General features: G+C 43.5%; 11 protein-coding genes. 6 read left to right on the forward strand and 5 right to left on the reverse strand.

What is annotated here, in order from left to right; genetic code table 11:
- Positions 1-200 precede the first annotated feature (200 nt).
- On the reverse strand, positions 201-1,565 hold the full coding sequence (locus NV379_RS23075) for a M60 family metallopeptidase (protein ID WP_258209697.1): 1,365 nt from the start codon (positions 1,563-1,565) through the stop codon (positions 201-203).
- A gap of 665 nt (positions 1,566-2,230) precedes the next feature.
- Between NV379_RS23075 and NV379_RS23080 the strand changes: the two genes are divergently transcribed.
- Positions 2,231-2,764 (forward strand): hypothetical protein, encoded by a 534-nt coding sequence (locus NV379_RS23080; protein ID WP_258209698.1) that lies wholly within the window; start codon positions 2,231-2,233, stop codon positions 2,762-2,764.
- A 56-nt stretch (positions 2,765-2,820) separates the two neighbouring features.
- Here NV379_RS23080 and NV379_RS23085 read toward each other — a convergent pair whose 3' ends face one another.
- On the reverse strand, positions 2,821-4,212 hold the full coding sequence (locus NV379_RS23085) for a hypothetical protein (protein WP_258209699.1): 1,392 nt from the start codon (positions 4,210-4,212) through the stop codon (positions 2,821-2,823).
- Positions 4,213-4,374: 162 nt separating this feature from the next.
- Between NV379_RS23085 and NV379_RS23090 the strand changes: the two genes are divergently transcribed.
- On the forward strand, positions 4,375-5,421 hold the full coding sequence (locus tag NV379_RS23090) for a YlbL family protein (RefSeq protein ID WP_258209700.1): 1,047 nt from the start codon (positions 4,375-4,377) through the stop codon (positions 5,419-5,421).
- A gap of 72 nt (positions 5,422-5,493) precedes the next feature.
- On the opposite strand, the gene pdxK is transcribed toward NV379_RS23090, so the two are convergent.
- Positions 5,494-6,300: a pyridoxine/pyridoxal/pyridoxamine kinase gene (gene pdxK, locus NV379_RS23095; protein ID WP_258209701.1), complete on the reverse strand. Its 807-nt coding sequence runs from the start codon at positions 6,298-6,300 to the stop codon at positions 5,494-5,496.
- A 202-nt stretch (positions 6,301-6,502) separates the two neighbouring features.
- Here pdxK and NV379_RS23100 point away from each other — a divergent pair, with 202 nt between their 5' ends.
- The 4 genes from NV379_RS23100 to NV379_RS23115 all read left to right on the forward strand — a co-directional run bounded on the left by NV379_RS23100 (position 6,503) and on the right by NV379_RS23115 (position 11,413).
- Positions 6,503-7,690: an exo-beta-N-acetylmuramidase NamZ family protein gene (locus NV379_RS23100; RefSeq protein ID WP_258209702.1), complete on the forward strand. Its 1,188-nt coding sequence runs from the start codon at positions 6,503-6,505 to the stop codon at positions 7,688-7,690.
- Positions 7,677-9,305 carry a beta-N-acetylhexosaminidase gene (gene nagZ, locus NV379_RS23105; protein ID WP_258209703.1) on the forward strand — a complete coding sequence of 543 codons (1,629 nt, stop codon included), beginning with the start codon at positions 7,677-7,679 and terminating at the stop codon, positions 9,303-9,305. The genes NV379_RS23100 and nagZ overlap by 14 nt, the downstream gene beginning before the upstream one ends.
- Complete coding sequence (locus tag NV379_RS23110; RefSeq protein ID WP_258209704.1) at positions 9,298-10,485, forward strand: anhydro-N-acetylmuramic acid kinase; 1,188 nt, start codon at positions 9,298-9,300, stop codon at positions 10,483-10,485. The genes nagZ and NV379_RS23110 overlap by 8 nt, the downstream gene beginning before the upstream one ends.
- A gap of 82 nt (positions 10,486-10,567) precedes the next feature.
- A complete protein-coding gene (locus NV379_RS23115) occupies positions 10,568-11,413 on the forward strand; it encodes a MurR/RpiR family transcriptional regulator (RefSeq protein WP_258209705.1) in 846 nt (281 codons plus the stop codon).
- A gap of 71 nt (positions 11,414-11,484) precedes the next feature.
- On the opposite strand, the gene NV379_RS23120 is transcribed toward NV379_RS23115, so the two are convergent.
- Together NV379_RS23120 and NV379_RS23125 are read right to left on the reverse strand one after the other, a co-directional pair.
- Complete coding sequence (locus NV379_RS23120) at positions 11,485-12,228, reverse strand: GNAT family N-acetyltransferase (protein ID WP_258209706.1); 744 nt, start codon at positions 12,226-12,228, stop codon at positions 11,485-11,487.
- A 124-nt stretch (positions 12,229-12,352) separates the two neighbouring features.
- Positions 12,353-13,486 carry a GNAT family N-acetyltransferase gene (locus NV379_RS23125; RefSeq protein ID WP_258209707.1) on the reverse strand — a complete coding sequence of 378 codons (1,134 nt, stop codon included), beginning with the start codon at positions 13,484-13,486 and terminating at the stop codon, positions 12,353-12,355.
- Position 13,487: the final 1 nt, after the last annotated feature.

Genomic DNA, 13,487 nt, shown 5'->3' on the forward strand with positions numbered 1-13,487 from the left:
TGAAATGTTTTTTGTTCAATTCCAAATTGGGAAGCTAAACATTTATATCCTTCCGTTCCATTTAAATAACATTGAACAGCTACTATTTTTTCTTTAGCAGTAAATTTCGCCATAGAAAAACTGCACCTCCAGTTGTTAGATTGTGTCTAACAATTGGGGTGCAGTTCATTTTATAGTGTCCTTGACATGGGGGTCATTTTTTAACGACGATTTGGTTTAATGCTGTTATTACTATCTGTGTTTTTCCAAATTTCTGATTTAAGAAGCGGATACTTCATCGCTTGAATCTTCTTCGTTGTAGATGCAGTTGGTGTTAATCCCCACTTTTTGAAAAAAGGAAGCAAATTTTGTTCTGCAACTCTTGAAGCCAAAAGCATGAAAGTCTGAACTTTTTCCTCATGGGTGGACGGAAGCTGGGATTTAGGCAAATAACGGTATGCTTCATGTAGCTCTGGATAGAATTGATCTCCATAAGCTAGATGTAGCTGCCATAGCATCGTCAATTTTACGAATGGATCTTCAAGTGCATGATAATCAACTTTACTTTGGTTCAAATATTTAAATGCAAGATCATAGATGCCCTCTTCCTCTAAACGAGACTTTTGTCCAAGCGCCCTTTGAGCAGCCATGCTATAAATATTCACCATGACCTCACCCATGTCATCCCATTCCATCGGTTCCAGTTGATGCAAGTGACCAAGCTCATGCCAAGGTCCCCAGCCTTCTGTCAGGAATGTGTTCACATCAATTAATTTATCGATAGAATCCGTATGTACACCTGCACCGTTGTACCAAGCATACATATAGGAATCATTATCAAAGACTTCTTTGAAATGATATCGATATTTGGGACTTTGATTCGGGGCCTTACTGTTTACTCCAAGACCCGATATTTTTTCTTCCGCCTCCACAACACGATTATGTGCTTGCATCAATGCCGTTGGATCTTGCACATATTGTTTGGCTTTGCTCTTCTGCACAGTGATATGTACACGATCAGAGATTAGCTCCGCCCATGGGGATTCACTCTCATCCAGCATGCGCTGCCATTCTTCGTTCGTTGTCTTACCAAGAATGAAGAAAGGAATTTTCTCTCCACCTTGTACGTCTACTTGAGGTGCAACAGGCAAGATATCAAAGGTCTGAATATATACAATACCGCCTTTTGGACTTGATATGGTATTTGGACCAGGCTTCAATGTTACGTATTCCGGTTTATATTTATAATGTGTAATGTAAGGATCAAAAATCGCTGCGCGAGGTGCTTTAGATGCATTTACTATCGTTAGGTTAATTGTCACGGTTTCATTCGGCTTTACATAGATACCTGTTGTCTGATGATTGCTTCCATTAAACACTTTACGAAGCTTGCTAGCCTCTACATCCGGGTCACCAAATTGTTCGACCGTAAATAAACGGGAATAATCCGTCTGCGAAGTTTGTACACCTTTAACTGGTGCTGCCCAAGCGATTGAAACACTACCTGCAAAACCGCCTATTGCTGTAACCGTCAGTGATGTGACAAGACACATTTGAATAGCCTTTTTTCCCCATTTGTTATTCATCAAATCCCATCCTTCCAGTCCTCTTGTTGTTCTCCCCTTGAGGAGTCAGCCTTTATTATGGGGGACATCTTAAGCCGTTTATATAGGGCGCAAGAGTGAAAAATTTCAGGTCTTGCAAGATTTGACGATAAGTGAAAGGTGGATCAAAAGTACCTATTAAAGCAAACCTACTAATTTTTCAATCAAGCAGCAGGCTTATTTCAATTTCCGCTCAAAAGCAGTGTAGAAGAGGGTTTTTATTTATAGGACCCTCTTTTTTTATGCAGGATTTCAATTTCTGATGTCGAAAAGAAAGACACGTGAAAAACGACTTATAACCAAAAGGAACTTATCGACCAAAAAGACCAAAAAGGGGGGATTGTTGGCAGGAGAAGACAGGTTGAAGCTCGAATAATGTGAGTATTGGGCTTATTTGTTCTGCGGTGTACATATTTATAATGTAGAAAGACATGCGATTATGTCCACTTAATCGCATCTGGGTCAAGTAACTGGACAGTTGTACGGAAGTTCGCATTTGTGCAAGGATTGATGTATACTTATCTGATAAGCATCTAATACGGATGAATTGGAAAATCTTATCATATAACAGAGTATTTCCGCGCAAAAATGCAATTGGTTGCATACATGTAAACGAACCGAAACTACCATGGAATTGGATGGGTGATATGCGAAATAACTTTGAACAACTCAATGAACCGTTGCTGACACTCGTGTATACGTTGATTACGGGCTATAAAGGTCAAGTAAACTTGCCTAAATCGAAAATCATGGAATTCATCGAGCACTTCAAGCAAGGTAAAAATTATGTAACAACCAGTTATGATGAAACTTATGGACTAAACCCTAGTCATGTCGTGGATTTTCGTGTTGTAGGCTTGTACCAAAAAGAAGTGGGACTGCTTTATATGACCGAAGAAGAGAAAGCGAAGCAACGTCCGAAACTTGTTCAAACGGAAGAAACCGAAGGTGATGATAAATTACTTGCGGCAGCTTACAACAACAAGTCTGCTTTTTATAAGATTGATTGTAAATGTGGAGCGATTTATACCGTTCAACTGTCTGCTTTTACGAATACAGGTAAATGCAACAAATGTAAAGAAGTGTTATTTGTGGATCGTGCAAGAGGCAAGATCGACACGTATAAAGGGCAAGGCTGGATCATGACGAACAAATATCCTGTTGATCCACAGGCGAAGTAAAGCTGTGAAGAAGAAAAAGCCTTGAAACATTTCAAGGCTTTTTTTGCTAGAAATATTTATTTGTATTCACCAAGTAAATAGCGGTAGAAGGGTTCATCTACCCAGAATGTGTAGGCGTCAACTTTTGCGGTAGGTGCAAGTTTTTGAAGTCCGGCAGTTACTTTTGCAGCTTGGTTCTCAAGGGAGAATGACTGCGCATAGTAATGTCCTTTAGAAATCTTGTTGTTGCTAATCACTTGATAGTCCTGTTGTTTCGTTAGGGAGTGATAAAGCGGCTGCCACCAAGAAGCGGCGATTAGTCCAGGCTGATTGTCTTCATTCTTTTTGGCATAAGCATAAATGATGTTCTGGAACTTATCTTTTTGCTCGATAGAGTCGAATTCAAAGGCAATATCGTACTCCTTCGCGTAAGCGATGTAGTTGCCGTTCTCAATCTGCACGACTTGATAATCATCGGACTGAACCGGCTCGCCCCACTCTTTGAGATAAATAAAAGCAGATGTCTTCGGTTCTAATTGTACCTTCGCATTGATATTCTCACTACGCAAGAGTCCCACTAATTGAATCGCATGCGTGATGTCAGAATGACCATAAGTTAAAGAAAGCTTCGGATTAAAGTTCGCATTAAAGCGTGCATCCTTGAGATTATAGCCTGTGACTAGGTTTTGTTTAAGAGCAGTATCGAAGATAGTCCGAAGCTCAGGCGCTGTAATCAGATCTTCTGTCTGGTAAGCTTCACGTATGTTCTGGAAAATATCACGATCGATTACATGACCGATGCTATGCTTGTATGTACCGTTAAAAGTTAGAATTTGACCAAGCAATAGATTCGTAAAATCGCTTGAAGCAGGAGCTTCGGGTTTGAATGAATCGTAAGATTCAGCTGGGATTAGTCCTGTATCTACAGCGGCAGCAAGTTCTTGTGCAGCTTGCTTCGTTAGTAGATTCGTCTGACCGTAGTCAATGTGAAGTTTCTTGAGTACAGCGCGCACTTTCGTTTCCGGATATGTATAGGCAAGTTCTTTGAGGCTGGAAGCTTTCAGTGCGATGAATACCGCATCCAGCTGCGTTAATGGCTGTGCGCCCTCCACTGTTGTGCGAGTTAAGATTCCGTGTTGATATAGTGCAACCGCCGCTTTATAATAGGGGCTGTCAGAGGTAATGTCGGTGAAAGGGTTGGCTCCATCCTTAAGTTCCAATTGTAGAATACGGCTTACTGCACTTACGAAATCCCCTCTTGTTGCTGCATCAGAGAGCGTAAGTCCATATTGATCTTGTACATATTGTTTATATTCGTCAGCAAGCGTATGCCCTGCAGATACGGATTGTCCAGTTGTTGTAACAGCAGCATGAGCAGGTAAGGTATAAACAGATGCTGCGGATAAGATAAGACTGGATAGAACGAGCGTCTTAATTGGCTTGGATAAGTTTCGTTGGAACAATTTCATGAGTAAGGCACCTCCGTAATTTTGTAAATTCTGTTAATTCTGATAAGAATACTAGGGATAATGATTAACAAGGATATTATCATCGCGATCTAAGAGTGTCAATTTATTTTTTTGAATTTTGAAAAAAACGAGTGTTCGGTTGATAAAAAAGGAGGCGCCCTTATGTTTGCGCAATTATTACGCAGGAAAAAGTTAGTTTATTCCTTTATTGTGGCGCTCGTCCTTATTGTTGGCGTGCAATTCATTTATTTGCCCTATCAGATTCGGACAGTTAATCCTGCGGAGTCGATTAGTGAACGAGTGGCAGTTGCAGGCAGTGAACATGTAGAGAAAGGTGATTTCTTATTCACTTCGATCTTGTCCATTACGAAGCCGAATCCCGTTATGTATTTGTACTATAAGCTGCAAAAATACGCCGAATTTGAACCCATTGAGAAAGTGATGGCGAACATCACGAACCTTACGGCTTATAATCAATTGATGGAATGGATGCGAGATGATTCGGAGCAGAATGCGATTATTGCTGCTTACCGTTATTTGCAAAAACCGATCTTAATTGAACCAGAAGGCGTCATTGTGCAGTCTATTCCGAAGGAATCGAAAAGCTATGGGAAGCTGCAAGAAGGCGATATTATTATTGGACTCGAAGGGGAAAATATTCGATCTGCCGATGACTTGCGCCGTATTATCGCTGGGAAGAAGGATGGCGATGTGTGCAAGATGAAGATTACTCGCGGGAGGGAGCAGTTAGAGCTAGAACTGCCTCTTATGAGTTATCCATCGGGGGATCAGACGAATAAGGTTGGGTTTTATTTTTACTTCGATGATGTGAAGAAATCGACCCCAACGGAAGAGATTAAGTTTAATCTCGATGACATTGGCGGACCATCAGCTGGTTTAATGTTATCACTGGATATTGTGTCGAAAATTGAACGTAAAGATTACACAAGAGGGTATAAGGTTGCGGGAACAGGCACGATGGATGAAGAAGGCAATGTGGGTCAGATCGGAGGCATAAAGCTCAAGATTGTCGGTGCTAGTCAAGAAGGTGCAGAGTACTTCTTCGTGCCGAAAGACGTAAATCCATCCAACTCCAATGAAAAAGATGCCAAAGCAATGGTTGCTGAGATTGGTTCGAATATGAAGCTTGTACCTGTTGCTACGCTTAAGGAAGCGACGGAATTTCTGCTTAAGCTACCGGAGAAGTAATAGTTGAACATAAGAAAAACTCCACATCATCCTCAGGTTAGAGGGAGGTGTGGAGTTTGTTTGTTTATTAGACTAATTTTCACATACACGTTGTGCGCTGTGGCGAGTTGGGCCAACGTATTGGTTAAGAGCAAAGGAATGACGAATTGCTGCTGTTACGAATGCTTTCGCTTCTTTCACAGCTTCGACTACGGAAAGTCCTTTAGCAAGGTTGGCTGTAATCGCAGCGGAGTAAGTGCAACCTGCACCGTGAGTGAAGCTCGTGTCTACACGCTTTTCGATCAACAATTCGAATGTTTCCCCATCGAATAACACGTCAACTGCACGGTCATCATTCGGTAATTTGCCGCCTTTGACTAGAACGTATTTCGCCCCTTTAGCATGAATAAGTTTCGCTGCTTCTTTCATATCTTCAACGTTTTGAATCGGTCCGTGACCGCTTAGCTGCCAAGCTTCGAAGAGGTTAGGTGTTACAACCGTTGCACGAGGTACAAGCAGGTCACGTAAGCTTTCATTGGTCTCCGGGTGAAGAGCTTCGTCTTGACCTTTACATACCATAACCGGATCGATCACGACATTCGTAAGCTCATGTTTATCAATATATTCAGCAACTAACTCAATCATTTCAGTTGAGCCGAGCATACCTGTCTTAAGTGCGTCAACACCGATCCCTTGAACGACAGTATCGAGTTGTGCTTTTGTTGTGCTTGCAGCAATCGGGAACACATTGTGGAACCAGCCGTTATTCGGGTCTTGCGCGACGATGATCGTAAGTGCCGTCATCCCGAAAACATCATGCTCTTGAAAAGTTTTAAGATCTGCTTGAATCCCTGCACCACCGCTCGTATCTGAGCCTGCAATTGTTAACGCTTTATACATATTCGTTCCTCCAATATCGATGATCAATTTCTGATACCGATTATACAGAAAGTTGAGGACAGGGACAAAGTTATTTTTGTATAAAATAAAATTTCAAAATAGATATAATAATTGAAATAATATTTTAATGCAGGTACAATAAGAATAGATCTGTAAGCGATAACAGCAAGCATATTCTGAAATCACAACAGGGGGGAAGAGCATGGCTCAGGTGTTAACAGGTGCGGATCAATTAGCAAGTCTAGAAGACCAATATTTAGCAGGTAAAAGAGTGGGATTACTCACGAATCCAACGGGTATTACGAAGCACTTTCAATCGACTGTATCGATATGTGCGAACTTACAAACAGCGAAGCTGACAGCGCTTTTTGCATGTGAACATGGTATTCGTGGAGAGCGACAAGCAGGGGTACTGTTCGAGGATGAGTTCGATACAGACCTTGGGGTACCTGTATTTAGTTTATATGGTGAGCATAAGAAACCGACGGCAGCGATGATGGATGCCATTGATGTGCTTATTTTTGATATACAAGATTTAGGAATTCGATTCTATACGTATTTATCGACGTTGATCTATGCAATGGAAGCTTGTGCAAAGTATGGCAAGCAACTTGTTGTTCTGGATCGCCCAAACCCGCTTGGGGGAGTGAAATCTGAGGGAGGACTGCTTGAAGCAGGGTTTGAATCGATAGTAGGTGCTTGGCAAATTCCGATCCGCTCAGGGCTTACGATTGGCGAGATGGCGCAGTATATCAACGCGCAAATGTCGCCAAGTTGTGAGATGCAGGTTGTACCACTGAAGAACTGGACGAGAGAGATGGAGTATACGGCAACTGAACTACCGTGGATGCTGCCATCACCAAATATGCCAACGATGGATACGGTTCGTGTGTATGCAGCGACTTGCTATTTCGAAGGAACGAATGTGTCGGAGGGCAGAGGAACGACGAAGCCGTTCGAAATTATCGGCGCGCCTTGGATGAAGGCGGAAGAGATTGCGAAGAAGATGAATTCGCTAGGGCTTTCAGGGGTTCATTTTCATGCGATCTACTTTACACCGACTTTCTCGAAGCATCAAGGGGAGTTGTGTCATGGGGTTCGATTATTCGTTACGGATCCGGCGACGTTTAAGGCTGTGGACACAGGGCTGCAACTGCTTCATGAGGTCATGATTATGCACGAAGAACAGTTCGAGTGGCTAACACCATTTTCCAAAGAGAGCAAGCCGTTTATTGATTTACTGACAGGCAGTGAGCGCGTACGAACAAGCATTCATACGAAGGAGGGCTTGTTGGGAGTTATTGCAAGTTGGAATGAGCAGATGGAGGAGTGGGAGAAGGCACGTAAGCCATACTTACTCTATGGGAGGGATGAAGATGGACGTAAGTAAGATGACGCTCCTTGAGAAGGTTGGACAGATGGTGCAATGCGGGTTTGAAGGAACTGTGCCGTCGGAAGAGATTAAACAATTGATTCGAGAGCAGCAAATTGGCGGTGTTATTTATTTTAGCCGTAATGTGAAGACGATCGAGCAAGTTGCGAAGTTAAGCGATGAATTGCAAGAGGTGGCGGCTGAAGCAGGGGTCGCACCACTATGGATTGCGATTGATCAAGAGGGCGGTATGGTGGCGCGTCTTACGGACGGTGTTGCGCTAATGCCTGGTAATATGGCGCTTGCGGCAGGTGGGCTTAATGAAGCGGTGTACCAAGCAGCATCCATTACAGGAGAAGAGCTGAGGGCGCTTGGAATTAATCTGAACTATGCGCCAGACATAGATGTGAACAACAATGCGCGTAATCCGGTAATCGGTGTACGTTCCTATGGGGAATCTCCTGAGCTCGTAGCGAATTATGGCAGACAAGCGATTCTTGGATTACAGGATGCAGGAATTGTCGCAACAGCGAAACATTTCCCGGGACATGGAGATACGGAGAAGGACTCTCATCTGGATTTACCGACAATTACGCACGCACGTGAACGGATATACGAGGTGGAGCTACGTCCGTTTATGGAGGCGATTGATGCAGGTGTCGATGCGATCATGTCATCACACATTCATTTTCCAGCGTTCGAAGATCAGAAACTCCCGGTTACGCTGTCTCACAATGTATTAACAGGATTGCTGCGCGAAGAATTGGGCTATCAAGGCGTTATTATGACGGATTGTATGGAGATGGAAGCAATCGCGACGCATTATGGAACGGTGGAAGCGTCAGTGATGGCCGTAGAAGCTGGGGCAGACATGATTCTCATTAGCCATCGTCATGATCGTCAGCTTGGAGCGATTGAAGCGATTGTTCATGCTGTTGAAAAAGGTCAGATAGCGGAGTCCCGAATTGATGAATCGGTGGAACGGTTGATGGCGCTGAAGCGCAAACGGGGTCTTTTTGCAGAGAAGGAAAGCATGGTTGAAGGTTTGTCTAAGGTTGGTTGTGATGCACATTTAGAGATCGCACGGATATTCAGTGAAGCTAGTGTAACGCTTGTGAAAGATGAGGCGAAGTTACTTCCAATTAACCAAGAGAAGAAGACGATCGTCATATCGATGGAAGCGGTTGTGTCTTCACTGGTGGATGAATCGTATGAGACTGTGATGACGTTGGGGAAAGCAATTGGTGCTGAAGGGTTCCAGGTCGAAGAAATTATTGTACCGATCCGAGAGGTAACAGACGCTCGAATAGAAGATATTGTTCAGGTGGCAAGTGGTGCTGAGCAGATCGTGATTGGGACTTATAATGCGCATTTATTCCCTCAGCAGCAGCTGATTGTGAAGCAGTTACAGCAATTAGGCAAACCCTTAATTGTGGTTGCTCTTCGTAATCCATACGACCTCCAGCTATTCGACAACGTGTCAACTTATGTGGCGATCTTCGAGAACAGACCGATGGCGCTGCAAAGTGTGGCTAAGTTCTTGAGTGGACGTATCGAAGCAAAAGGAAAACTGCCCGTTACAATAAGTGAACTATATCCTGCTGGCTGGGGAGTTGAGACAACTCATGTTTAGTACATTACAGGCGAAGGCGGAGCGGCTTGTCGTGGGCTTGATGTCAGGGACGTCGCTAGATGGTATTGACGCAGCCATTGTACGTCTGGAAGGGAAAGGCATTCGCACGAAGGCGGAGCTTGTGCACTTCGAATCTTATGCCTATGAGGATGCATTCCGAGAGAAGCTCAAGCTCTTGTGCAGCCCGGATCATTCACGGACACCGCATGTGTGCGCGATGAACTTCGAACTCGGTAATCGATTTGCAGATGCGGTCTTAGAGACTGTGGCACGTGCAGGACTTACGATGAATGAGATTGATCTGGTTAGCTCTCATGGACAGACGATCTGGCACATACCAAGTGACATTCAAGATGATCCGTATGGGACGCGTTCTACGTTACAGATCGGGGATATATCGGTAATTGCGAAGCAGACGGGAAAACCTGTTGTTGGTGATTATCGGACGGCAGATATGGCTGTCGGTGGACAGGGTGCACCTCTTACGCCATATGTGGATTATATCTTGTTCCGAGATGAAGAGAAGGGGCGGATCGTACAGAATATCGGTGGGATCGGCAACTGCGCGTCACTGCCAGCTGGGGGAGCGCCTAATGAAGTGATCGCTTTTGACACAGGGCCAGGGAATATGATTATTGATCAGGCGGTGTATCAACTAAGTAATGGTTCGAAGAGCTATGATGCTGGCGGTGAGTGGGCGTCTGCGGGTACGGTTCAACATGCGCTCTTAGATGAGATGCTTCAGCATCCGTACTTTAATCTGCAGCCGGTGAAGACGACGGGACGCGAAATGTTCGGTAAGCAGTATGCCAATGATTGGCTTGCACGAGCACTTGAGATAAATATGCGTCCAGAAGATATTATCGCCACTTTCACAGCGTTCACGGCACGGTCGATTGCGGACAGTTATAAGCAGTTTATTTTTGATAAACAAGACATTCATGAGGTGTTGGTATCGGGCGGGGGCGCACATAATGTGACGCTGATGCGGATGCTTGCGGAGTACTTGCCGAATCAAACGGTGATGTCGTCGGATAGCTATGGCATTACAGGAGATTCGAAGGAAGCGGTAGCATTTGCGATATTTGGTGATCATTATATGTTTGGTGTCCCGAACAACTTGCCAGCAGCGACAGGTGCACAAATTCCAACGGTGATGGGGAAGCTCGCATTACCTTAAATCACCCCTATTGGATATTTAAGCCAGAACGATTATAATGTTTAAGGTGATTAGATAGTTACATTGAGAGGAGGTGAGATACATGAATGGTGGACTCGTGAAACTCAAAGAGATTTATGATCAACTGAACCCTTCTGAGCAGAAGGTGGCCAAATATATATTGAAACATCCAGAACAGATGATTAGGATGTCCATCGCTCAATTATCTGAGGTGAGTGGTGCTAGTCAAGCTGCGATCGTTCGTCTATGTAAGTCTTTGGAGGTAAGAGGCTATCAGGATCTTAAGATTCGGATAGCCGGCGATTTACACCAGGTAGAAGAGCAAGGGTATCAAGACATCCGTATGCAGGATTCGCTTGAAACAATCATTCAGAACGTTACGAACAATAATATTCAATCGATTCGTGATACGGTTAAAATTTTGGATGCCAAAATGGTGGAACAAGCCGTAGAGGCGTTGCACCGGGCTAAACGTATCTTTTTCTATGGAGTAGGTGCTTCGAATCTGATTGCACAGGATGCGCAGCAGAAGTTTTTCCGAATTAATAAGACAAGCTTTGCTTTTGCTGATCCGAGCATGCAGCTTACGACTTCCGTTACATTAACGAAAGAAGATGTGGCGGTAGGGATTTCTTACTCGGGTGAGACGCCTTATGTCATTGGTGCCATTAAGCATGCGAAGAGTAATGGTGCGAAGACAATTAGTATTTCCAAGTACGGAACTTCTTCATTAAGTCCGTATATTGATATTCCACTTAGTATTTCATCGACAGATAGTGAAATTCGTAGTGGAGCCATTGCATCACGTATCTCACAGCTTAATGTTATTGATATGCTATACATTTGTGTTGCAAGTAAGGATTACGAGAATTCGGTTGACTACTTGAATCGTACGCGCAAAGCGATCCGTGAGGTCGAGAATAAGTAGTAGTTGGTATGAAAAAGGGACTTTCCGATTCAGCTGTCGCTGAGCGGAAAGTCCCTTATTTTAACTGGATTCTAGATTAATTGTTTCAACCGTTTCTTTGCAGAATGAACAGTGAGTCTATGGTATGTAACTAATTTATTTTTGTAGACGACTCCGTAGATCCCATAAGGAGTAGGGGATAGTCTTAATAGTTGTTCTCTGTGAGTTAGGTCGATAATCGTTGCATCTATGCCTAATTGACTAGCACCCGCTAACATATTTTCTGTTGCTACATCCACAAATGGACACTGCTGGGTACGTAATAGGGTTAGATCATGAAATTGTTTAAGCCGCTCATCCCAATCATTAGGGAAAAAGGGGCTTGGTGCATGGTTGAACTTATGTACGAGTAGTTCAAATCCGTAAGGCGCTTGATCGATTTCAATAAAATCGTTCTTAATGAAGATGTCCTTGCTTGGTGTCCAAGAAGTATCAGGGTTCGTTATTACAATTACACCATCTTTATTTTGTCTCTTCGCGTCTTCGATACATTTCTTAATCAATTCAGAGGCGTAACCTTTACCAGTCATACTTACCCACAAGCAATGGATGACCAAGTAATTTTCACCATAAACAACTCTTGAAGAGTGTTCAATGGGTGTATATTCAATAAAACCTGCTTGTTTACCGCTCTCCATTAGTTTGATGTATTTTAAACCTTCACCTAAACGTTTCAGAAGCCATTTCTTCTTTTGGATATATCCCGTTGAATTTGGCTGACTGCGAAGACAAAAACATCCATGCTCTTCTAAGTTTTCTTCAATTAAATCAATCATTTGAACGTTCCCCAATAACTCCACCTACCTTGCATGGTCAATATATGAAAAGAAAGCAGAAAAGAAGCATTGGATGATGGATGCTTCTTTCCCGTGTTGTTTATCTATTGTTGTAGTCTATCATTTAAACGTAATTCAGTCCGCTTACAAGCGGGAATGGAAGAGGGAAGATTGTAGCAAGAGATTGCTTCACATCTACTGGAAGTCTCGTATTCGGCTCCGTGTCGAAGATGAGGGAAACGAGTTCTTGTGGTTCAAGTTCAAAGGATTGTTCGCCGAATGTCAGCTGGCATTTGCCTTGTTCCAAGTTCTTAAGGTTAAAGAGGGCTGCCGCTTCCGCGTTAGCTTGGTTTAAGTAAGGCTGTAACTCGGTTAAGAAGCGTTCTGAATTCACAATATGCACAGTTCCATAGTTGCTCTCTGCTTCGAATGGAACTTCTGACAAGGATTCATGTAAGACATCATCGTGCCAAATAATTGCAGCATCTAGACGGTCTAGATTGTAGGCAGTTACGACTTGCTTCAATAGAGAAGCTACGACACGTGGATCACCACCGTATTCAACAACGAAGGGTGGACGTCTCTTAACATAAGTTGTCGGCACACTCACGACAGCGAATGCGATCAGTTGACCATTTTGCTCGGCAACAAGGGTGCGATGTGTAAGTTTAACACAGCTTGCATAAGCTTGAGCACGAATCATAGAAGCAAGTTCAGATATGCTCTGCTCATAACGGGAGAAGCGTGCACTTGCGACTTGATGAAGCTTAAACCAGTCTGTTGCACCAAGCTCACGGATCGTGATGTCATCAGAGAGATTAGCGATTTGCTGAATGTTTTGCGGATCAAGCAAGTAACGCTTCACGGTGCTGTATTGGTAGCAGTGTGCACGAATATAGAGCGGACGATCACCCGATACAAGAAGCAAGGATGCACCAGTTTGGGAGATATGTACCTTAATCTGATCAAGAATTTGTCCAGCATAACCTTTGCCTCGATAATCAGGGTGCGTACATACAGCGCCGAGGGAGTATACATCAAACTGAGAAGCGCCAACTCGGATTTGAGCAGGTACTAACCCCATGAATGCGACTAACTTGCCATCTTCAAAAGCACCGAAAGATTGTCCTAAATTTTCTGAAAATACAAGTGGAAAAGCATCTGCCATCGACACTTGTTCAGCGTCTCTAAAAATAGAATTCGCAAGTGTAATTGCTTCTATCATCTCATAATCGTGTAACGGTCTGATCTCTGTCATC

It is taken from the genome of Paenibacillus radicibacter, from assembly GCF_024721995.1.
Lineage (GTDB): Bacteria > Bacillota > Bacilli > Paenibacillales > NBRC-103111 > Paenibacillus_AM > Paenibacillus_AM radicibacter.

What these genes read in the sequence shown, in the direction of transcription:
- NV379_RS23075 (WP_258209697.1), bottom strand. Translation starts at nt 1,565, where the DNA reads ATGAATAACAAATGGGGAAAAAAGGCTATTCAAATGTGTCTTGTCACA.
- NV379_RS23080 (WP_258209698.1), top strand. Translation starts at nt 2,231, where the DNA reads ATGCGAAATAACTTTGAACAACTCAATGAACCGTTGCTGACACTCGTG.
- NV379_RS23085 (WP_258209699.1), bottom strand. Translation starts at nt 4,212, where the DNA reads ATGAAATTGTTCCAACGAAACTTATCCAAGCCAATTAAGACGCTCGTT.
- NV379_RS23090 (WP_258209700.1), top strand. Translation starts at nt 4,375, where the DNA reads ATGTTTGCGCAATTATTACGCAGGAAAAAGTTAGTTTATTCCTTTATT.
- pdxK (WP_258209701.1), bottom strand. Translation starts at nt 6,300, where the DNA reads ATGTATAAAGCGTTAACAATTGCAGGCTCAGATACGAGCGGTGGTGCA.
- NV379_RS23100 (WP_258209702.1), top strand. Translation starts at nt 6,503, where the DNA reads ATGGCTCAGGTGTTAACAGGTGCGGATCAATTAGCAAGTCTAGAAGAC.
- nagZ (WP_258209703.1), top strand. Translation starts at nt 7,677, where the DNA reads ATGGACGTAAGTAAGATGACGCTCCTTGAGAAGGTTGGACAGATGGTG.
- NV379_RS23110 (WP_258209704.1), top strand. Translation starts at nt 9,298, where the DNA reads ATGTTTAGTACATTACAGGCGAAGGCGGAGCGGCTTGTCGTGGGCTTG.
- NV379_RS23115 (WP_258209705.1), top strand. Translation starts at nt 10,568, where the DNA reads ATGAATGGTGGACTCGTGAAACTCAAAGAGATTTATGATCAACTGAAC.
- NV379_RS23120 (WP_258209706.1), bottom strand. Translation starts at nt 12,228, where the DNA reads ATGATTGATTTAATTGAAGAAAACTTAGAAGAGCATGGATGTTTTTGT.
- NV379_RS23125 (WP_258209707.1), bottom strand. Translation starts at nt 13,486, where the DNA reads ATGACAGAGATCAGACCGTTACACGATTATGAGATGATAGAAGCAATT.